Annotated in this window: 18 protein-coding genes; 5 read left to right on the plus strand and 13 right to left on the minus strand. The window is 65.5% G+C overall.

All coding sequences use genetic code 11. The features are described from left to right. Genes pilQ through VLK31_RS03815 form a run of 5 tightly spaced genes read right to left on the minus strand, consistent with a single transcriptional unit; the run spans position 1 to position 5,049 of the window. Complete coding sequence (gene pilQ / locus VLK31_RS03795; RefSeq protein WP_409167028.1) at positions 1 to 2,133, minus strand: type IV pilus secretin PilQ; 2,133 nt, start codon at positions 2,131 to 2,133, stop codon at positions 1 to 3. Beyond that, a complete protein-coding gene (locus VLK31_RS03800) occupies positions 2,130 to 2,672 on the minus strand; it encodes a pilus assembly protein PilP (protein WP_409167029.1) in 543 nt (180 codons plus the stop codon). The genes pilQ and VLK31_RS03800 overlap by 4 nt, the downstream gene beginning before the upstream one ends. After that, complete coding sequence (locus VLK31_RS03805; RefSeq protein WP_409167030.1) at positions 2,669 to 3,346, minus strand: type 4a pilus biogenesis protein PilO; 678 nt, start codon at positions 3,344 to 3,346, stop codon at positions 2,669 to 2,671. Before VLK31_RS03805 ends, VLK31_RS03800 begins: the two co-directional genes overlap by 4 nt. A gap of 6 nt (positions 3,347 to 3,352) precedes the next feature. Continuing rightward, positions 3,353 to 3,973, minus strand: a complete 621-nt coding sequence (locus VLK31_RS03810; protein WP_409167031.1) for a PilN domain-containing protein — start codon at positions 3,971 to 3,973, stop codon at positions 3,353 to 3,355. Beyond that, positions 3,970 to 5,049 (minus strand): pilus assembly protein PilM, encoded by a 1,080-nt coding sequence (locus VLK31_RS03815; protein WP_409167358.1) that lies wholly within the window; start codon positions 5,047 to 5,049, stop codon positions 3,970 to 3,972. The genes VLK31_RS03810 and VLK31_RS03815 overlap by 4 nt, the downstream gene beginning before the upstream one ends. Positions 5,050 to 5,288: 239 nt before the next feature. Here VLK31_RS03815 and VLK31_RS03820 point away from each other — a divergent pair, with 239 nt between their 5' ends. Continuing rightward, entirely contained in the window at positions 5,289 to 7,697 is a 2,409-nt protein-coding gene (locus VLK31_RS03820) for a penicillin-binding protein 1A (protein ID WP_409167032.1), read from the plus strand. A 10-nt stretch (positions 7,698 to 7,707) separates the two neighbouring features. On the opposite strand, the gene cyaY is transcribed toward VLK31_RS03820, so the two are convergent. Next, on the minus strand, positions 7,708 to 8,040 hold the full coding sequence (cyaY, locus tag VLK31_RS03825; protein ID WP_409167033.1) for an iron donor protein CyaY: 333 nt from the start codon (positions 8,038 to 8,040) through the stop codon (positions 7,708 to 7,710). A 12-nt stretch (positions 8,041 to 8,052) separates the two neighbouring features. Here cyaY and lptM point away from each other — a divergent pair, with 12 nt between their 5' ends. Further along, complete coding sequence (gene lptM / locus VLK31_RS03830; RefSeq protein ID WP_409167034.1) at positions 8,053 to 8,343, plus strand: LPS translocon maturation chaperone LptM; 291 nt, start codon at positions 8,053 to 8,055, stop codon at positions 8,341 to 8,343. After that, positions 8,340 to 9,626, plus strand: a complete 1,287-nt coding sequence (gene lysA, locus VLK31_RS03835; protein ID WP_409167035.1) for a diaminopimelate decarboxylase — start codon at positions 8,340 to 8,342, stop codon at positions 9,624 to 9,626. The genes lptM and lysA overlap by 4 nt, the downstream gene beginning before the upstream one ends. A 17-nt stretch (positions 9,627 to 9,643) precedes the next feature. On the opposite strand, the gene VLK31_RS03840 is transcribed toward lysA, so the two are convergent. The 5 genes from VLK31_RS03840 to VLK31_RS03860 all read right to left on the minus strand — a co-directional run bounded on the left by VLK31_RS03840 (position 9,644) and on the right by VLK31_RS03860 (position 15,792). Then, complete coding sequence (locus tag VLK31_RS03840; RefSeq protein WP_409167036.1) at positions 9,644 to 10,312, minus strand: sulfite oxidase heme-binding subunit YedZ; 669 nt, start codon at positions 10,310 to 10,312, stop codon at positions 9,644 to 9,646. Positions 10,313 to 10,340: 28 nt separating this feature from the next. Beyond that, positions 10,341 to 11,360 (minus strand): protein-methionine-sulfoxide reductase catalytic subunit MsrP, encoded by a 1,020-nt coding sequence (gene msrP, locus VLK31_RS03845; RefSeq protein WP_409167037.1) that lies wholly within the window; start codon positions 11,358 to 11,360, stop codon positions 10,341 to 10,343. Positions 11,361 to 11,487: 127 nt separating this feature from the next. Continuing rightward, positions 11,488 to 12,804: a c-type cytochrome biogenesis protein CcsB gene (gene ccsB / locus VLK31_RS03850; protein ID WP_409167038.1), complete on the minus strand. Its 1,317-nt coding sequence runs from the start codon at positions 12,802 to 12,804 to the stop codon at positions 11,488 to 11,490. Beyond that, a complete protein-coding gene (locus VLK31_RS03855; protein WP_409167039.1) occupies positions 12,801 to 14,981 on the minus strand; it encodes a cytochrome c biogenesis protein ResB in 2,181 nt (726 codons plus the stop codon). The genes ccsB and VLK31_RS03855 overlap by 4 nt, the downstream gene beginning before the upstream one ends. 130 nt (positions 14,982 to 15,111) lie before the next feature. After that, on the minus strand, positions 15,112 to 15,792 hold the full coding sequence (locus VLK31_RS03860; RefSeq protein WP_409167040.1) for a c-type cytochrome: 681 nt from the start codon (positions 15,790 to 15,792) through the stop codon (positions 15,112 to 15,114). Between the two features lie 79 nt (positions 15,793 to 15,871). Here VLK31_RS03860 and yihA point away from each other — a divergent pair, with 79 nt between their 5' ends. Then, positions 15,872 to 16,663 carry a ribosome biogenesis GTP-binding protein YihA/YsxC gene (gene yihA / locus VLK31_RS03865; RefSeq protein ID WP_409167041.1) on the plus strand — a complete coding sequence of 264 codons (792 nt, stop codon included), beginning with the start codon at positions 15,872 to 15,874 and terminating at the stop codon, positions 16,661 to 16,663. Positions 16,664 to 16,748: 85 nt separating this feature from the next. Further along, complete coding sequence (locus VLK31_RS03870) at positions 16,749 to 17,663, plus strand: alpha/beta fold hydrolase (protein ID WP_409167042.1); 915 nt, start codon at positions 16,749 to 16,751, stop codon at positions 17,661 to 17,663. On the opposite strand, the gene VLK31_RS03875 is transcribed toward VLK31_RS03870, so the two are convergent. Further along, positions 17,657 to 18,541 carry a lipid A biosynthesis acyltransferase gene (locus VLK31_RS03875; RefSeq protein WP_409167043.1) on the minus strand — a complete coding sequence of 295 codons (885 nt, stop codon included), beginning with the start codon at positions 18,539 to 18,541 and terminating at the stop codon, positions 17,657 to 17,659. The genes VLK31_RS03870 and VLK31_RS03875 overlap by 7 nt on opposite strands. Further along, positions 18,538 to 19,428 carry a lysophospholipid acyltransferase family protein gene (locus tag VLK31_RS03880; protein ID WP_409167044.1) on the minus strand — a complete coding sequence of 297 codons (891 nt, stop codon included), beginning with the start codon at positions 19,426 to 19,428 and terminating at the stop codon, positions 18,538 to 18,540. Before VLK31_RS03880 ends, VLK31_RS03875 begins: the two co-directional genes overlap by 4 nt. Between the last annotated feature and the right edge of the window lie 134 nt (positions 19,429 to 19,562).

Below are 19,562 nucleotides of genomic sequence, written 5' to 3' on the forward strand. Positions count from 1 at the left end.
TCAGCGCGCGGCGTTGCGGTCGGTAATCATCTTCGGAGTGATAAAGACGAGCATTTCGGTCTTGTTGGCAACGCGTTCGCGCTTGCGGAACAGTGCACCCAGGTAGGGCACTTCACCCAGCACCGGCACGCGCGATTCGTCGTTGGTTTCTTGAAGCTCGAAGATACCACCGATGACAACCGTGCCGCCGTTCTCGACCAGCACCTCGGTCTGCACGTGCTTGGTGTTGATGGCCGGGCCGGCCGACGTGTTCACGCCGCGCGCGTCCTTGCTCACATCCAGCGTGAGGATGATGTTGCCTTCGGGCGTGATCTGCGGCGTCACTTCCAGCTTCAGCACCGCCTTGCGGAACGAGATGGAGGTTGCACCGCTGGACGTTGCCTGCTGGTAAGGAATTTCCTCGCCCTGCTCGATCAGCGCCTTGGTCTGGTCGGCCGTGATGACGCGGGGGCTGGAAACCAGCTTGCCCTTGCCGTCGGCTTCCAGCGCGGAGATCTCGAGATTCAGCATGCGCGAGAAGCTGGAGTTGAACAGCGACAGGGCGAAGGTGCCTGCCGAGTTGCCGGTGCCGCCGGCGTCGCCCGCAGGGAGGTTGATGAAGTTGGAATTGGTGAAGGTGGTCGTGGTGCCGCCGGCGGTCGAGAGCGGCATCGCACCGACCGTGGCCAGGGCACGATTGCCCGACGACGTCGCGAAACGCTCGCCGGCAATGCCGCCGCCCAGCTTCACGCCCAGCGACTTGCCGAAGGTGTCCGATGCCTCGACGATGCGAGCCTCGATCAGCACCTGGCGAACCGGAATGTCGAGCTTCTGAATCAGTTCGGAAACCTGCGCCAGGCGCGACGGAATGTCAGACACGAAAAGCTGGTTTGTCCGGGCCTCGGCGATCACACTGCCGCGCGGGCTCAGGATGCGCGTCGTGGTGCCGCCACCACCGCCACCGCCGGCAGACGCACCCGTGCCCGTCAGCCCCTGTGCAATGGCAATTGCCTTGGTGTAGTTCAGCTGGAACGATTGCGTGCGCAGCGGCTCCAGGTTTTCGATAGTGGCCTTGGCTTCGAACTCGAGCTTTTCCTTGGCGTTGAGCTCATCCTTGGGCGCAATCCACAGCACGCTGCCGTTCTTGCGCATGCCCAGGTTCTTGGCCTGCATGATGATGTCGAGCGCCTGGTCCCACGGCACGTCCTTCAGACGAAGCGTGAGTGCACCGTTCACCGAGTCCGAGGTCACGATGTTGAAGTTCGTGAAATCGGCGATCACCTGCAACAGCGAGCGGATTTCGATGTTCTGGAAATTGAGCGACAGCTTTTCGCCGTTGTAGCCGACGCCTTGCGTCAGCTTGGTCGGGTCGACCTTGCGCGCCCGCATTTCGACCACGAACTGGTTTTCGCTTTGGTAGGCACTGTGTTCCCAGTCGCCCTTGCCCTCGATCGTCATGCGAACGCGATCGCCTGCCTGTTGCGAGGTGATCAGCTGAACCGGCGTACCGAAGTCGGCAACGTCGAGACGGCGGCGAAGGCCTTCGGGCAGCGTGGACTTGGTGAACTCCACAACCAGGTTCTTGCCCTGCTGCTTCACATCGACGCCAACCTGGTTGTTTGGAAGGTCGACGATCACGCGGCCCGTGCTGTCCTTGCCAAGACGGAAGTCAACGTCTTTCAGCGGCAAGGTGTCACGGTTGCGATTTTCCGCGAATGCCGTCGCGGCGGAGGCAACCAACGCCGTGCCGGCCACCGGCTCCAGCACGATCAACAACGACTTGCCCTGGATCTCGGCCTTGTACGCTGTCGCCTGCTTCAGGTTCAGCACAACGCGGCTGCGTTCACCCGCCTGAACCACGTTGACAGAACGCAAGTTGCCTTGGTTCACATCGATGGCGGAACGGCCGATGCCATTCGTGACGCCCGGAAAGTCAAGTGCGATGCGCGCCGGCGTCTGCACGGCAAACCCGGCAGGCACCGCGGTGAGCGGCTGTGCAAGATCGATGCGAATCACTTCCACACCGGACTGCGTCGAACTGGTCACCGCTTCAATGGCGTTTTGTGCATGGGCCGCGGCCAATGCGCCGAAGGCCAGCAGACCAAGTCCTGCGGCGCGCAGCCACTGTGCCGTTTTCAATATTTTGGGGTTCATTTTTTCGCACTCTCTTGCAACTGCAGCGTGGCTACGCGTTCGATCCATTCACCGGCCGCGTCTTGCACGATCTCACGCAAGTCGACGTCGGTTTCGTTGATACGGGTGATGCGCCCGTAGTTGAGTCCCAGGTATTCGCCGACGCGCACCTTGTAGAGCAGCTTGTCCACACGAACAAGCGCCACCAACTGGCCGTTGCGGTTCATGCTGCCGACCATCGCCATCGCGTCGAGCGGAAAGGCTTCGAGCGCTTCCTTGCGGCGCGCCAGTTCGGGCGCGATCAATTCAGACGTGCTCGGCTGGTTCGACTCGCGTCGAAGCGCCTGCGTCAGCTTCAGCATGTTGAAAGGCTCGAACGAAGCGGCCTCCGTGTAGGCTTGCGGCGTGAATTTCTTGGGTGCCGTGATGGGAGGCACCGAAGGTTTCACCTGCGCACGCTGCTCGGCCATCCAGCGCTGCGTGTCTTCCTGATCGGACTCGCAGGCCGTCAGCGCCAACGCAGCCAGCGTCAGCCAGAGGATCTTGGCAACGGCCTTCACTTCTTCCCCTTCGGCGCGGCGGCACGCTTCTGCGCAGCCCGCTCGTCATCGTCCAGGTAGCGGAACGTGCGCGCGGTGGTGTCCATCGTCAGCATGTCCTTGTCCTTCTGCGGCGTGACGGTGATGTTGTTCAGCGTCACGATGCGCGACAGCGCTGCCACGTCGGCCACGAAGGCCCCCATGTCGTGATAGCGCCCGGTCACGCGCATGGCGATCGGCAGCTCGGCGTAGTAGTCCTTGACCGACACCTGGCCGGGGCGGAACAGCTCGAACTGCAGGCTGCGGCCAAGGCCCGCCTGATTGATGTCGGACAGCAGTGCATCCATTTCAGCCTTGCTGGGCAGCTGCTTCTCGAGCAACGTCACGTACTGCTGCACCTGCTCGCGCTGCTTCTTCAGCAGATCGAGGTTGGCGGCCTGCGCCACCTTCTTGGAATAGTCGGCCTTGAGCGCGACTTCCTTGGTGCGCTCGCTTTCAAGTTCGTCGTTCGAGTTGGTCAGCCAGACGAACCACAGGGCGACCAGCACCAGGGCGGTCACCGCCAGGCACAGCGCGTAGCGCGGCACCGCCGGCCACATCGACGGATCGTTCGGGTTGAGCCCGCGGAACTGGTCGCCAAAACGGCGCAGTGCCGCGGCGACATCTACTTTCTGGGAGGGGCGATTGCTTGCCATGATCGATTACCCCTTGGACTGCGCAGCGGCAGCCACTGCCTTGTCGGCAGCGGCTTTCTGGGCATCGGTGGGGCGCTTCAGCCCGATGCGCATCGTGAAGTTGGCAACGCGGCGTTGATCGCGCTGGCTCAGGTTGACGTTGGCCGAAGTGATTTCGACCAGCTCCGGCTTCACGAGCCAGGGACTGTTGTTGCCCAGGTTGCGCAGCAGCTCGGACACCCGCTCGTTCGACTGCGCCATGCCTTGCAGCGTGACGGTCTGGTTGTCCTGCTTCATGTTCGTGAGGTAGACGCCGTCGGGCAGTTGCCGGACCAGTTCATTGAGCAGGTGAACCGGCAGGTTGCGGTCGCCTTGCAGGTCTTCGACCGCCAACTGGCGCGCACGCAGGCCCGCAATTTCTTCCTGCAGTGTCGAAATCTCCTTGATCTCGACTTCGAGTTTCTTGATTTCGGCCTGGAGATAGCCGTTCTTCGACTGCTGGGCGGAGATTTGCGCCTCGAACCACAGGTAGCCCAGTCCGGCAATCAGCAGCCCCAGGACAGCCGCGCCGCCCAAGGTGCCGTAGAACGCCTCGCGGCGCCGCTTGCGTGCGGCTTCGCGGTGCGGAAGCAGATTGATGAGGATCACTGCACGAACCTCCGCATGGCAAGACCGCAGGAGGTCAGGTAGGAAGGCGCTTCGCGCTTGACCTTCTTTTCGCGGATGTTGGAGCTGAACTCCATGCCGTCGAAGGGGTTGAGCAGCGAGCACGCGAACGAGGTCTGCCGGGTCACGGCATTGGTCAGACCCGGCAGCGATGCCGAGCCGCCCGCGAGCAACACGTAGTCGACGCGGTTGTGCGGCGTGCTTGTGAAGAAGAACTGGAGCGCACGCGCAATTTCCTGCGCGATGCTTTCGACGAAGGGCTTGAGCACGCCCGAGCCGTAGTCGTCGGGCAGGTCGCCGCTGCGCTTCTTGGCTTCGGCTTCCTCGGCGGAAAAACCGTACTGGCGCACGATGAGCTGCGTGAGCTGCGCGCCGCCGAAGGCCTGGTCGCGGTCGTACAGCACTTCCTGGTTGCGCAGCACCTGCATGCTGGTGGTGAAGGCACCCACTTCGAACAGCGCCACGATGGCGTCGTTGCCCTTGCCCGGCAGTTGTTCGATCAAACGGGCCGTTGCCAGTCGCGACGCATAGGACTCGACGTCGAGAATCATCGCCTTCAGGCCCGCGGCTTCCGCCAGGCCTTCCCGGTCCTGAACCTTTTCCTTGCGGGACGCTGCAATCAGCACTTCCACGTCGCCCGGCGACGATGTGCTGGGGCCTGTGACACAGAAGTCCAGGCTGACTTCGTCCAGCGAGAACGGGATGTACTGGTTGGCTTCGGATTCGACCTGAATCTCGAGCTCCTGCTCGCTCATGCCACCCGGAAGAATGATCTTCTTGGTGATTACGGCCGAAGGCGGCAGCGCGAGCGCGACGTTGCGGGTGCGCGTGCCGCTTTTGCGAATGACGCGCCGAACAGCTTCAGCAACCTCGTCGAACTTCTCGACGTTGCCATCGGTGATCCAACCGCGTTCCAGGGGTTCGATGGCACAGCGTTCCAGAACCAGCTTGCCGCTGGCCTCGCGGCCGAGCTCGACCAGCTTGACGCTGGACGAGCTGACGTCCAGCCCGAGCAGGGGAGCGTTCTGACGACGAAACAATGATCCAAGAGCAGCCAAGTTAGGTTCCTCTACCCCTGTATTTGTAACCAATAGAAAAAATTGCGTTCGGTTGCATGCTAGCAGCAGGCGTAGCACCTACCAAGCAACCGCGGGGCGCAAAAGCCCCAACCGTTGTCAAAACCTGACGTCAAATCCGCATTTTGTAACTTTTGAATTAGCTCGATGCAAGGGCGACAAAGAACGGATGGTGGGAAGGAGGCGGCTTTTTATAATGTCCGGTGACTCTCCGGCCCTCCATGCAAGAAACATCCAGCCCCAAAGGGCCAGCCAAGACCCCTCCCCCCCGCCGCCCGACCTGGCTGAAGTGGCTGTTGCGCTTTTTCTTCTGGGGGTTCGGCATTGCCGCTGCCGGCGTGCTGTCGGTGCTGTGCGTGGTGGCGGTGGCCCTGGCCGTTGCGTACCCGAACCTGCCGGACATCACGGAACTTTCCGACTACCGGCCCAAGCTGCCGCTGCGGGTGTTTTCGGCCGAAGGCATCCTCATTGGCGAGTTCGGCGAGGAGCGCCGCAACCTCACGCCCATCTCGGCCATCCCCAAGGTGATGAAGGACGCGGTGCTTGCCGCCGAAGATTCGCGCTTCTACGACCACGGCGGCGTCGACTACAAGGGCATGGTGCGCGCGGGCCTGGCCAACCTGAACCGGGTGAAGAGCCAGGGCGCCTCGACCATCACGATGCAGGTGGCACGCAACGTCTACCTCAGCTCGGAAAAGACGCTCACGCGCAAGATCTACGAGGTGCTGCTCACCTTCAAGCTGGAGCACCTGCTCAGCAAGGACCAGATCTTCGAGATCTACCTGAACCAGATCTACCTGGGCAACCGCGCCTACGGCTTTGCGGCTGCTTCGGAGGCTTACTTCGGCAAGCCCCTGCAGGAGCTCACCATCGCGCAGGCCGCCATGCTGGCCGGGCTGCCGAAGGCACCGGGCGCGAACAACCCGGTGAACAACCCGCAGCGCGCGCGCGGGCGCCAGTTCTATGTGATCGACCGCATGCAGGAAGCCGGCTTCATCACCGCCGAGCAAGCGGCCGAAGCCAAGAAGGAAGAGCTGCACCTGCGCGACGCCGCCGACCCGAACCGCCTGCACGCGGAGTACGTGGCCGAAACCGTGCGCCAGCTGATGTATGCGCAGTACGGCGACAGCACCTACACGCGCGGCCTGAAGGTCTACACCTCGCTGGTCGCGGCCGACCAGGCCGCCGCGTACAAGGCGCTGCGCAAGGGCATCATGGACTACGAGCGACGCCAGATCTACCGCGGCCCCGAGAAGTTCGTCGACCTGCCCGCCGACGCCAAGGAAGTCGACGAAGCGGTGGACGATGCGCTGAGCGACCACCCCGACAACGGCGACGTGATGGCGGCCGTGGTGCTCAAGGCCACGGCCAAGCAGATCGACGCGGTGCGCGCCAACGGCGACCCGGTGCAGATCACCGGCGATGGGCTCAAGCCCGCGCAGTCTGGCCTCTCCGACAAGGCGCCGCCCAACATCAAGATCCGCCGCGGCGCGGTGATCCGGGTGGTGAAGACGCTCAAGAACACCTGGGAGATCACGCAGTTGCCCGAGGTGGAAGGTGCCTTCGTCGCCATGGACCCGCGCGACGGTGCCATCAAGGCGCTGGTGGGCGGCTTCGACTTCGGCAAGAACAAGTTCAACCACGTGACGCAGGCCTGGCGTCAGCCGGGCTCGAGCTTCAAACCCTTCATCTATTCCGCGGCGCTTGAAAAGGGCTTCACGCCGGCCACCATCATCAACGACGGCCCGCTGTTCTTCGACGCCGGCACCACTGGCGGCCAGCCCTGGGAGCCGAAGAACTACGGCGGCGGCTACGACGGCCCGATGTCGATGCGCACCGCGCTGATGAAGTCGAAGAACCTGGTGTCGATCCGCATCCTGCAGTCCATCGGCACGCGCTATGCGCAGGACTGGATCACCAACTTCGGCTTCGACAAGGACAAGCACCCCGCCTACCTGCCGATGGCTCTTGGCGCGGGCTCGGTCACGCCGATGCAGATGGCCGTGGGCTACTCGGTGTTCGCCAACGGGGGCTACCGCGTGAACCCCTACCTCGTGACCCGCATCACCGACCATAAGGACAAGCTGCTGGTCGACAAGCAGCCGACGCTGCTCAACGAGGCGGCGCGCGCCATTCCGCAGCGCAACGCCTTCATCATGGACACCCTGCTGAACTCCGTGGCCCGCGCCGGCACCGCCGCCAAGGCGCAAGCCATGCTCAAGCGCCCCGACCTCTACGGCAAGACCGGCACCACCAACGACTCGCTCGACGCCTGGTTCGCAGGCTTCCAGCCGACCATGACGGCCATTTCGTGGATCGGCTACGACACGCCGCGCAACCTGGGCGACCGCGAAACCGGCGGTGGGCTGAGCCTGCCGATCTGGATCGCGTACATGGAAACCGCCATCAAGGGCGTACCGGTGACCGAGCTGTCGGCCAACCCGCCGTCCGGCATCGTGAGCGTGGGCGGCGAGTGGTACTACGACGACTACGCGCCGGGCCGCGGCGTTGCCAGCCTGGGCGTGGAAGCCGCGCCCACCGCGCCGGCAGAGGCCCTGACCGGCGCACCGGTGAGCCCGCCGGCCCCGCCCGAGGAGCGCAACCGCATCCTCGACATGTTCAGGAACTGAAAACCGTGAATCAGGCGGCCGCGAATTCCAGCGGCTGCCCGGCTTGGCGGGTCGCTTCGCGCGACAGGTTGGCGAAGAATTCTTCGCCGGTCTTGGTGTCGACCCAGGCGGTGCCGTTGTGGCGGTAGTGGTAGCCGCCGGAGCGCGCGGCCAGCCAGATCTCTTGCAGGGGCTTTTGCAGGTTGACGATCAACTGGCTGCCATTCACGAATGAAATCGTGATCATCCCGCCCACCCGCTGGTTGTCCAGGTCGACGTCGCTCGCGTCGTTGATGCGGTCGCAGCCTTGCTCGATGGCGGCGAGCGCGGCTTCGGCGTGGTCCATGTACTCAATGTCGGTCATTACAATTTCACTATGTTGAACGTTCGCCAAATTCTAGTGAGCCACCGCGCCCGCGCCGTGCTCATGGTCTGCCTTGTCGCAGGCACCACCGCTCTGGTCGCTTGCGGTCAGCGCGGCGCGCTGTACCTGCCGACCGATCCCGCGGCCACCGGACGCGCCACCCTGCCCCAGTTGCTGACGCCGGACGCCTTGAGCCCCTCGTCCAGCAACGCCGCAGTGCCCGCGCCCGCAGCCGCCGCCAGCGCACCCGCCGCGCCTGCAAGCGCCCGCGTCGCCAACCCCACCCCCGAACCCCGCAAATGAGCGACAACATCACCCCCGCCGCGCTGCCCGGCCACCCCCACATCGCCGAGCGCGATGGTGCGCTGCACATCGAAGGCATGGCGCTCGACGCCCTGGCACGCGAGCACGGCACCCCCTTGTTCGTCTATTCGAAGCAATGGATGCTGGACGCCCTGGCGGCCTACCAGCGCGGCTTCGAGGGCCGCGATGCCCTCGTCTGCTACGCCATCAAGGCCAATTCGTCGCTCGGCGTGCTGCGCGTGTTTGCGCAGGCCGGCTGCGGCTTCGACATCGTCTCGGGCGGCGAGCTGTCGCGCGTGCTGGCCGTGGGCGCCGACCCGAAGAAGATCATCTTCTCGGGCGTCGGCAAGACCCGCGCCGAGATGCGCCAGGCCCTGGCGGCCGGCATCGCCTGCTTCAACGTGGAGAGCGAGGCCGAGCTGGATGTGCTCAACGAAGTGGCGCTGGCCGAAGGCCACCGCGCGCCCATCAGCATTCGCATCAACCCGAACGTCGACCCGAAGACGCACCCCTACATTTCCACCGGCCTGAAGGGCAACAAGTTCGGCATTGCGCACGACCGCGCGGTCGAGGCCTACCGCCATGCCGCCAGGCTGCCGGGTCTGGAAGTGGTGGGCATCGATTGCCACATCGGCTCGCAGATCACCGAAGCCTCGCCCTACCTCGACGCCTGCGACCGCATCCTGGACCTGGTGCAGGCCATTGAAGCGGCGGGCGTGCCGATCCATCACCTGGACTTTGGCGGCGGCCTGGGCATCGACTACAACGGCGAAGTGCCGCCCAAGGCCGATGCGCTCTGGCAGCAACTGCTCGCCAAGCTCGACGCGCGCGGCTTCGGCCAGCGCAAGCTGGTGATCGAGCCCGGCCGCTCGCTGGTCGGCAATGCCGGCGTGTGCGTGACCGAGGTGCTCTACACCAAGCCGGGCGAGGACAAGAACTTCTGCATCGTGGACGCGGCCATGAACGACCTGCCGCGCCCCGCGATGTACCAGGCCTTCCAGCGCATCGTGCCGCTGCGCACGCGTGCCGGCGATGCGCCGACCTACGACGTGGTCGGCCCGGTCTGCGAAAGTGGTGACTGGATCGGGCGCGACCGCGCGCTCAACGTGGTGGCGGGCGACATGCTGGCCGTGCTGTCGGCCGGTGCGTACTGCATGAGCATGTCCAGCAACTACAACACGCGCGGGCGTGCTGCCGAGGTGCTGGTGAGCGGCGCCACCGCCAGGCTGATTCGCCGTCGCGAGACGATGGAAGACCAGCTGCGCGCGGAAATCGACGGCTGAGACGCCGCGTCAGTTGGTCAGTTGCTGGTGCGCAGCGGCTTCTCGCCGCCACGCGTCACCGCGGCACCCGCCGCAAGCACCTTGGCCTTGCGCTTGCTCGCGAAGTTCCAGACACGCCAGCCCAGCAGCACCGCGATGATCCCGGCGTAGACGAACACTTCGGCAAAGTTGTTCTTGCCCGCGCGCATCCAGAAGAAGTGCAGCAGCCCGAGCCCCGCAATCACGTAGACCAGCTTGTGCAGCATCTGCCAGCGCTTGGCGCCCATCGCCTTGATCGCGCGATTGAACGATGTGGCGGCCAGCGGCGTGAGCAGCACGAAGGCCGAGAACCCCACCAGAATGAACGGCCGCTTCGCGATGTCCTTGGCGATGTCGCCCCACTCGAAACCCATGTCGAACCAGCTGTAGCACAGCAGGTGCAGCACCACGTAGAAGTACGCGAACAGGCCCAGCATGCGGCGGTAGCGCGCCAGCGCGTTCCACTTGGTCATCACGCGCAGCGGCGTCACCGCCAGCACGATGCAGATGAAGCGCAGCGTCCAGTCGCCCATGGCGCGAATCAGGAACTCGGCGGGGTTGGCGCCAAGCCCGTCGGTGAAGGCACCGTAGCCCAGCCGCAGGAACGGCAGCAGGCACAGCAGGAAGACGACCGGCTTGGTCGCCGGATGCATGAGCAGCTTGTTCATGGTGAAGGGCAGGCAGCGCGGGGCCGGCTCAGAAGTTCTTCTTCAGGTCCATGCCCGCATACAGCTGGCCGACCTGGGCTTCGTAGCCATTGAACATCTCGGTCTTGCGCCGCTTGGCGAACAGGCCGCCGCCGTCGCCGATGCGGCGCTCGGTGGCCTGGCTCCAGCGCGGGTGATCGACGTTGGGGTTCACGTTCGAATAGAAGCCGTACTCGTTGGCCGCCGCCTTGTTCCATGCGGTGCTCGGCTCTTTCTCGACGAAGCGGATCTTCACGATCGACTTGGCCGACTTGAAGCCGTACTTCCATGGCACCACCAGACGCACCGGCGCGCCGTTCTGGTTGGGCAGCACCTCGCCGTACATGCCGAAGGCCAGCAGCGTGAGCGGGTTCATCGCCTCGTCCATGCGCAGGCCTTCGGTGTAGGGCCAGTCGAGCACGCGCGAACCCACGAAGGGCATGGTCTTGGGATCGGCCAGCGTCACGAATTCGATGAACTTGGCATTGCCCTGCGGCTCCACCTTCTTGATGAGCTCGGCCAGCGAGTAGCCGACCCACGGAATGACCATCGACCAACCCTCGACGCAGCGCAGTCGGTAGATGCGCTCCTCCTGCGCGCTGAGTTTCAGCAGGTCTTCGATGCCGTACTTGCCCGGCTTCTTGACCAGCCCCTCGACCTCCACGGTCCAGGGCCGCGTCTTCAGCGTGCCGGCGTTCTTGGCAGGGTCGGCCTTGTCGGTGCCGAACTCGTAGTAGTTGTTGTAGGTCGAGGCGTCCTTGTAGTCGGTGAGCTTGTCCATTGCCACCGCACCAGGAACCGCCGACTTGGCGCCGGGCAGCGGCGCAAGCTTGTTCGGGCGCTCGGTCTGCGCCAAGGCTTCGCGCGACGCGAATGCCGCCAGCGCGGCACCCGCGGCGCCGCCTGCCATCAGCTTGAGCAGGTCGCGCCGGCCTTCGTATTCGGCACGCGGCGTGATCTCGCTCGACAGCGGGTGAGTGAAGCCGTTGTCGCCGGTGTGGCGACGGGTCGGGCGGGAATGAAACGACATGACAGGCCTTTCGCGTGAATCGTTGTGCTCAGGGTAGTTCGTGACCAGCCCTGATTTGGTTACGCGCCATTGCGGCGCGTGGTTTCAATTCTTCGTCAAAGGCACGCAAAGGCGCCAGGCCCGCCGCCTACAGCGTGCCGTAGCTGTGCAGCCCGCTCAGGAACATGTTCACGCCCAGGAAAGCAAAGGTCGTCACCGCCAGGCCGCCCAGCGCCCACCAGGCCGCCACGGTGCCGCGCAGGCCCTTCACCAGCCGCATGTGCAGCCAGGCCGCGTAGTTGAGCCAGACGATCAGCGCCCAGGTTTCCTTCGGGTCCCAGCTCCAGTAGCCACCCCAGGCGTCGGCCGCCCACAAGGCGCCCAGCACGGTGGCGATGGTGAAGAAGGCAAAGCCGACGGTGATCGACTTGTACATGACGTCGTCGAGCACCTCGTTGGCCGGCAGGCGCGCCGCGATGCGCTTGCGCCCCAGCAAAATGCCCGCGGCAATCAGCGCCGAGATGCCCGCATAGACCACCCAGTAGCTGCCGCCGGCTTCCTGCACGCGCTGGCGAAAGGCCACCGGCACGAAGCACAGCGCCACGCCCAGCAGCCAGATGGGCGTGAGCTTGTACCAGCGCTTTTCTTCAGCCTGCTCCTTGATGAGGTAGGCGAAGGCCACCATGGCCGCGAGCGAGAAGGTGCCGTAGCCGATGAAGTTGGCGGGCACGTGCAGCTTCATCCACCAGCTCTGCAGCGCGGGCACCAGCGGCTGAATTTCATGCGCCTCGCGCACGATGGTGTACCAAAGCAAGAAGCCCACCGCCGCGCTGACCACCAGCATCACGAAGGCGCCGAGCGCGCGCGTGTTGTAGCGCTCCTCGAAGTACAGATAGAACGCCGCCGTGAGCCAGCAGAACAGCACGAACACCTCGTACAGGTTGCTGACCGGAATGTGGCCGATGTCCGGGCCGAGCAGATGGCTCTCGTACCAGCGCACCATGGTGCCGATGAGCGCCATGGTCACCGCGGCCCAGGCCAGGCGCGAGCCGATCATGTCGAAGGTGTCGGCCTGCTTGCCACCGAAGAAACCGAGCCAGTAGAAGATGGTGCTCATGAAGAACAGCACGCTCATCCACAGAATGGCCGACTGGCTCGACAGGAAGTACTTGAGCCAGAACACCGTGTCCGCGCGCGCCAGGTCGCCCTGGTAAGAGCTGATGGCCAGCAGCGACGCCGCAGCCACCACGATGGCCAGCACGCGCAGCGGCCGCCAGAACCAGCCGATGGCGATCATCGCGATCATCGCGCCCACCAGAATCGGCTTCTCGTAGTAGTCCATCGACCCCGCGTAGCGCGTGAACGCGAACAGCCCGCCGGCGATCACCAGCGCCGCGAACACCCAGTCGAACAGGTTGCGGCGCGAGCGCCAGCTTTCGTTGAGCGTGAGGGTCGTGGTGTTCATGGTGTCTCGGGTGCTTCTTTGTTCAGGGCGAGCAGCTTGTGCTTGAGATGCTCGAATTCGCGGTCGCTGTCGATGGTCTTGCGGTTGACAGAAAACGCCATCGTGGCGCTTGTGGTGCCTTCAGGGGCGGTGCCGTCAGGCGAAACGGGCGAGAGCCACACCCACAGCCGACGCTCGCGCACGTACAGCATGGCAAAAATTCCGATGATCAGCAACAGGCAGCCCAGATACACGACCTTCTTGCCGGGGGCACGCGCCACCTGGAACACGCTGGCCTGAACCTGGGTGAAGTCGGTCATCATCATCGCGACCGGGGCCGGGTAGAAGTGCGCGTCGCTGATGGCCAGCACGGCCTGCGTCAGGTAGGCCTGAGACTTCTCGTCGTTCGCCAGCGCTGGCTGGCCGGCGCTTTCGCGGCTCAGGTTGAGCACCTCGAACAGCACGTCGTTCAGGATGCGCACCAGCACGCCACCGGCGCGCTCGCGCTCGGCCTCGGGCACGTTGACTTCCATGAACTCGGCAATCGCCTGCCAGCCGCCCACCGTGGTGGCGTCGGCCTTGGCACGCTCGCTGCCCGCGAAGAGCGCCAGTGCGCGCGTGGCCGACACGCGCAGCTGCGCGCCCATCTCGGGGCGCTTCGGGTCGCTCGCCTTGGTGATGTAGCGCTCGATGGCGCGGGCGCGCACGTCGGCGTCGCCCAGTGCGGTGCGCATGCGCACGAAGCCGTCCATGGAGCCCTGGTCGTCGGCCGGCACGCGCAGGTAGCGGAACGGGTCTTCGGGCTTCTCGCGCATGCCCAGCAAGAACACCGGCTGGCCGTCGCCGGTGTCGACCGGCACCATGTAGTTCTGGTACTCGCGCGCCTGGCCCGACGCGTCGCGCAGCTTGTAGCCGATGCTCGGCCCGATGTTGCGCAGCACCTTCGGCTTGTTGACCTTGTTGGCCGCACCCAGGCGCGACTCGATGTCGTGGCGCAGGTCGACCTTGCGCACGTCGGCGCCGCTGCGCATGGCACCGGCGTCGGAGAAGTTCTCGACATTGATCACGCGCAGCGCGGCAAATTCGAGCGTGAGCTTGTCCTTGCCGTTGGTGATCTCGGTGCTCGGTCCGCCAATGACGCCCTCCACCTCGAAGGGCTTGGCCGCGGCGGCCATCGGCACGGCCTGCAGCTTCACCTTGGAGCCGCCGTCGTCGAAGCTGGACTGGTAGATCTCCACGCCCTTGTAGCTGGCCGGGTGGTTGACCTCGATGCGCGCGGGCACCGCTTCGCCGGTCTCGCGGTCGTGCAGCACCACCTCGCTCGCAAAGAGCTTGGGCATGCCGGTGGAGTAGTAGTCGACGATGAACTTCTTCAGCTCGATGGAGAACGGCAGCTCCTGCAGCAGCACGCCATCGGACTGGTTCAGGATGGCCACGCTGCCCTGCCCGCCTTCAGGCACGAGGATGTTGCCGCGAAAGGTCGGGTTGCTGGCCGACAGGCGGTACTGCGGCGGCACGTCGGCGATCATGCCGCCGCCGGTGTACACGCTCTTGCCGTTGAACCAGGTCTGCGCGCGCACCATGAGGTCGCCGTCGAGCAGGCCGCCGATGCACACCAGCACGATGGCGCTGTGCGCCGCGATGTAGCCCAGCTTGTGCGCGCCGCCGGCGCGCGCCGCCACCATCCAGCCCGCGTCTGTCGCCCGGCTTCCCTGGGTGGCCTCGCGCTGCTGCAGCTTGACTTTCCAGCCGCCGCTCACCAGCAGCTTGCCGATGCGGTCGGCCGCGGCCTCGGGGGTTTCACCCAGCCGGTTCTCCGCACGCTGGCCGAAGGCCTTCAGGCTCTGCGCGCGAATGTCTTCCTTGAAGGTCTTCAGGTCGGCCAGGATGCGCGGCGTGTTGCGCGATATGCACAGCGAGGTGCTGATCACCAGGAACAACAGAATCAGCAGGAACCACCAGGCGCTGTAGACCGCGTCGAGCTTGGCGGCGCGAAACAGCTCGGCCCAGAACGGCCCGAACTGGTTGATGTAGTTGTTGATGGACTCGTGCTGCTTGAGCACGGTGCCGATGATCGACGCGATGCAGATGACGGTGAGCAACGCAATGGCGAAGCGCATCGAAGAAAACAGCTCCACCGCAGCGCGAAGCATTTGCGGGCCGCGGCGAACGCGAAGGCCATGTGTGGAGACGGACATCGGGCGAAAGAAATGAGGAAGTGGGGAAAAACAAAAAGGCGGGCCATCCTTCTGGATGGGCCCGCCCTTTGTTTGGGGTTGTTATCGGCGGTTAGTTCACGCTCGTCGCGCGTGATGGCCAGGGGTGTGGCTAGCGCAAGCCGGCAATGTAGTCGGACACGGCCCTTATTTCGCGGTCGTTGAGCTTGGCGGCCACGCCCGTCATGGGCGCGCTGTTCAGGCGCACGTTGTCGCGGAAGGCCGTGAGCTGGGCCACGGTGTACTCGGCGTTCTGGCCGCCCAGGCGCGGGTACTGGGCCGGGAGGCCGGCGCCATTGGGGCTGTGGCAGCCGGCGCAGGCCGGGATCTGGCGCTCGCCGATGCCGCCGCGGAAAATCTTCTCGCCCATGGCCACGGTGTCCTTGTCCTTCGAGAAGCCGGCCTTGACCTTCTTGGAACCCACGAACCAGGCGATGTCGCGCATGTCCTGGTCGCTGAGGTGCGAGGCCATCGAGGTCATGACGCTGTTCTTGCGCTTGCCGGACTTGAACTCCTGCAGCTGCTTGACGATGTATTCGGGGTGCTGTTGCGCCAGCTTCGGGTTGGCTGCAATGGTGGAGTTGCCATCTGCGTTGTGGCACGAGGCACAACTCTGGATGGTGGGGGTGCTGGCGCTGAACAGCGTGTCCCCCTTTGCCGGGTCCGGCTTGGGCAGCTTGGCGGGCGCCGCAGCTGCTGCATTCGGCGCTGCCGCGTGCTCATCGGCTGCAAGACTTGCGCTGGATGCAAGGCCCACCAGGGCCGCAAGCAGAATATTGGCAAACAACTTCATATCGGGGGGCTTCGCTTCGAATTTATTGGCGCAAAACCTCACGATTCTACAATGTGGGTCTAGTTTCGAAAGTCCGTAGATGCCCTTCCCGCGCGCCAAGCCCGCTGCCTATCCTCCCCGCGCGGCGCCCGCCGCGGACCCCCAGGTCGCCGAACGCGAACGCGTGGCCCTGGGTTGGATGCACACCGCCCACTTCCTCACCAGCGCTCCGCAGCTGGAACACCTGCCCCCGGTCGACCTGCCCGAGATCGCCTTCGTCGGGCGCTCCAACGCCGGCAAGTCGACCGCCATCAACACGCTGACGCAGCAGACGCGCCTGGCCTTCGCCTCGAAGACGCCGGGCCGCACGCAGCACATCAACCTGTTCGGCATCGGCAAGCAGAAGGTCGACGACGCCGTGCTGGCCGACCTGCCCGGCTACGGCTACGCGGCCGTGCCCAAGGAAGCCAAGCTGCGCTGGCAGCGCGTCATGGGCAACTACCTGATGACGCGCGAGAGCCTGCGCGGCGTGGTGCTCATGTGCGACCCACGCCACGGCCTGACCGAGCTCGACGAGATCCTGCTCGACGTGATTCGTCCGCGCGTGGAAAAAGGCCTGAAGTTCCTCGTGCTGCTGACCAAGTCCGACAAGCTCACGCGCACCGAAGCCGCCAAGGTGCTGTCCATCACGCGACTGAACGCCGGCGGTGGTGAGGTGAAACTGTTCTCCGCCCTGAAGAAGCAGGGCGTGGGCGAAGCGGCCGAGCTGCTGTGGCGCTGGGTGCACCCCGAAGGTGCCGCGGCCCCTGATGCTGCTGACGCTGCTGCTGTTGCTGCTGCAACCGCGCCACAAGCCGAAACCGACACGCCGGAGCCGCCCGCAGAAGCCTGATACCCCAACAGGCTGCTATGGCCGTCCAGCGTGCGTGGTTCACTATCAAAAGAAGAGCGACAGTCAACCCAAGGAGACAACAAGCATGATCGAGACCTTCCAACGCAGCCTGCCCAACGGCACCACCCTGAGTTGCCGCGCCGCCGGCAAGCCGGGCCGGCCGCTGATGGTGTTCCTGCATGGCTTTCCAGAAGCAGCGTTCATCTGGGACGCGCTGCTGGCGCACTTCTCCGACCCTGCCCACGGCGGCTACCGCTGCGTGGCGCCCAACCTGCGCGGCTTCGAAAAGTCGAGCGCGCCGACCGACGTGGCGTCGTACCGGCCGCACCTGCTCGTGCAGGACATCCAGCAGCTCGTGGCCACCGAAAGCGCCGACGGCACCATGGCCGCGCTGGTGGCCCACGACTGGGGCGGCGCCTTCGGCTGGGGCTATGCCAACGCGTTTCCGCAGCAGGTGGGCAAGCTGGTCATCATCAATTCACCGCACCCGGGCACCTTCACCCGCGAGCTGCGCAACAACCCGGCGCAGCAGCAGGCCAGCGCGTACATGCACTTCCTCGCGCGCCCCGACGCCGAGACCCTGCTGGCGGCCGACGACTTCAAGCGCATGTGGCCCTTCTTCACGCTGATGAAGGCCGGCCCCGACGGCTTCGGCTGGCTGACGGAAGAGGTCAAGCAGCAGTACCGCGAGGTCTGGGGCGCGGGCCTCACGGGCGCGTGCAACCTGTACCGCGTGACGCCGATGAAGCCGCCGCTGCCGGGCCAGGGCGTCGACAGCATTCCGGTGCTGCCGCGCGAACGCCTCACGGTGGATGTGCCGACCTTCGTCTTCTGGGCGCTCGATGACGCAGCGCTGCTGCCGGGCCTGCTCGAAGGGCTGGACGACTACGTGCCCAAGCTCGAGATCAAGAAGGTGCCCGGCGCCACCCACTGGATCGTGCACGAGCAGCCGCAGCTGGTCGCCAGCGAGATCGAGGCCTTCCTGCAGCGCGCTCAGTAGATCGGCGGCTCGCCTTCGGGGCGGGTCTTGAAGCGGCGGTGCACCCAGTAGTACTGGGCCGGCATGGTGTCGATGTAGCCCTGCAGGCGCTCGTTCATGAGGGCCGTGTCGGCCTCGACATCGTCGGTCGGAAAGTTCTGCCAAGTGGGCAGCACCTCGATCTCGTAGCCGCCCGGCGTGAGCCTGGACACCACCGGCACCACCTTGGCCTTGCCCAGCCGCGCAAAGCGCGAGAGCGAGGGCACGGTGGCCGCCTGCACACCGTAGAACGGCACGAAGATGGTCTGGTCGCGCCCGAAGTCCATGTCGGGCAGCAGGTACAGCAGGCCGCCCTTGCGCAGGCCCTGCAGCACCGGCTTGATGCCGTCCACGCGGTTGAGCGCGGCCACGTCGCCGAAGCGCGTGCGGCCCTCCCGGATCCAGGCGTCGACCATGGGGTCGCGCTGGGTCGTGTAGATGGTGGCCGAGGGCCGCGACGTGTGCATGGTGAGCGCGGTGGCCGCGGCATCCAGCCCGTAGAAGTGCGGCGCGAACAGGATCATGGGCGCGTGGCCGTCCGCGATCTCGCCAATCTCCGGGGCCGCGCCCACCACCTTAAGCCGGCTCGCCACCACCTTCTCGGGCGCATGCCAGAGCCAGCCGCGGTCCAGCCACGACTGCGCCACATAGACGAAGGTTTCGCGCGCCATGGCGCGGCGCTCGGCCTGCGACTTCTGCGGAAAGCAGACGGCCAGGTTGGTGTCGACCACGCGACGGCGCGGCACCGCCACGCTGTGCAGAATGCGCCCCAGCACCGCGCCAAAGCCGCGCACCACCGGCAGGGGCAACGGCGCAATCGCGCGCATGAAGCCGATGCCGAGCTTGGAACCGAAGCTCATGCGGCCTCCCCGGTGGCGGCGGTCACGCGCTCGGCGCGCGGCTCCTTGTAGCGGGCGTAGTCCCACACGTACTGGCCGGGCAGGCTGCGAATCAGCCGGCCGATGCCGTCGTTCATGGCGGCCGCCGCATCCTCCACGGAGGCCGAGGGGTCGGTCAGCGCGGTGCCGACGAGGGGCTCGAAGCGAATCACGTAGCCCGCGCCGCGCGGAAGGCGCTCGCACACGCTCAGGAAGCAGGCCGCGCCGGTTTGTTGCGCGAGTCGGGGAAGCAAGGTCATGGTGTACGCGGGGCGTCCGAGGAACGGCGCCCACACGCCCTGGCCCAGGGGTGGCACCTGGTCGGGCAGGATGCCGGTGTAGCCGCCGCTGCGCAGCGTGCGGATCAGGCCGCGCACGCCGCTGTTGTTGGTGGGCAGGGTCTGCAGGCCGGGACGGTCGCGCGAGCCGGCGGCGATCAGGTTGGCCATCCATTTCTTGCGCGCCGGGCGAAACAAGGCCGTGATGGGCCCGTAGGCAGAAAGAAAACGCTCGCCGATGGCCTGGCCGCACATCTCCCAGCTGCCCAGGTGCGGCGCGACCAGAATCACGCCCTTCTTCGCCTGCATGGCGGCCTCGAAGGCCTCGACGCCTTCCCAGCGCACCACGCGGTTCAGCACCGTCTGGCCATGGGGACGCAGCCACAGCCAGGGCAGTTCGGAGGCCATCTTGCCGGCGGCTGCAATGGCGGGGCGGTATTGGTCGGGCGCGAAGCCCGCGCTCTCGGCGTTGGCCTTGAAGCGGCGGCGATAGCCCGGCGCGCTCCACCACACCAGCCAGCCCAGCATGGCGCCGAGGCCATGCATCAAAGGCATGGGCACGCGGGCAAGCAGGCGGAACAGGGTGATCATTGAAACGGGAAAACGGGAGGGGGGAGGGTCAAAAAACGGACGCGCGCGCATGGTAGGCGCGGCTCGAATAGAATCCAAATTGTCGCCGAGTTACGGAACAACTTGCAGGGCGACAAACACAAGCGCATGGCGAT

It is taken from the genome of Variovorax sp. H27-G14 (assembly GCF_046156345.1).
GTDB lineage: Bacteria > Pseudomonadota > Gammaproteobacteria > Burkholderiales > Burkholderiaceae_C > Variovorax.

Excerpts from the sequence above, each read along its gene's own strand:
- pilQ (WP_409167028.1), bottom strand. The coding sequence starts at position 2,133 with ATGAACCCCAAAATATTGAAAACGGCACAGTGGCTGCGCGCCGCAGGA.
- VLK31_RS03805 (WP_409167030.1), bottom strand. The coding sequence starts at position 3,346 with ATGGCAAGCAATCGCCCCTCCCAGAAAGTAGATGTCGCCGCGGCACTG.
- VLK31_RS03820 (WP_409167032.1), top strand. The coding sequence starts at position 5,289 with ATGCAAGAAACATCCAGCCCCAAAGGGCCAGCCAAGACCCCTCCCCCC.
- cyaY (WP_409167033.1), bottom strand. The coding sequence starts at position 8,040 with ATGACCGACATTGAGTACATGGACCACGCCGAAGCCGCGCTCGCCGCC.
- lptM (WP_409167034.1), top strand. The coding sequence starts at position 8,053 with ATGTTGAACGTTCGCCAAATTCTAGTGAGCCACCGCGCCCGCGCCGTG.
- lysA (WP_409167035.1), top strand. The coding sequence starts at position 8,340 with ATGAGCGACAACATCACCCCCGCCGCGCTGCCCGGCCACCCCCACATC.
- VLK31_RS03840 (WP_409167036.1), bottom strand. The coding sequence starts at position 10,312 with ATGAACAAGCTGCTCATGCATCCGGCGACCAAGCCGGTCGTCTTCCTG.
- msrP (WP_409167037.1), bottom strand. The coding sequence starts at position 11,360 with ATGTCGTTTCATTCCCGCCCGACCCGTCGCCACACCGGCGACAACGGC.
- ccsB (WP_409167038.1), bottom strand. The coding sequence starts at position 12,804 with ATGAACACCACGACCCTCACGCTCAACGAAAGCTGGCGCTCGCGCCGC.
- VLK31_RS03855 (WP_409167039.1), bottom strand. The coding sequence starts at position 14,981 with ATGTCCGTCTCCACACATGGCCTTCGCGTTCGCCGCGGCCCGCAAATG.
- VLK31_RS03860 (WP_409167040.1), bottom strand. The coding sequence starts at position 15,792 with ATGAAGTTGTTTGCCAATATTCTGCTTGCGGCCCTGGTGGGCCTTGCA.
- yihA (WP_409167041.1), top strand. The coding sequence starts at position 15,872 with ATGCCCTTCCCGCGCGCCAAGCCCGCTGCCTATCCTCCCCGCGCGGCG.
- VLK31_RS03870 (WP_409167042.1), top strand. The coding sequence starts at position 16,749 with ATGATCGAGACCTTCCAACGCAGCCTGCCCAACGGCACCACCCTGAGT.
- VLK31_RS03875 (WP_409167043.1), bottom strand. The coding sequence starts at position 18,541 with ATGAGCTTCGGTTCCAAGCTCGGCATCGGCTTCATGCGCGCGATTGCG.
- VLK31_RS03880 (WP_409167044.1), bottom strand. The coding sequence starts at position 19,428 with ATGATCACCCTGTTCCGCCTGCTTGCCCGCGTGCCCATGCCTTTGATG.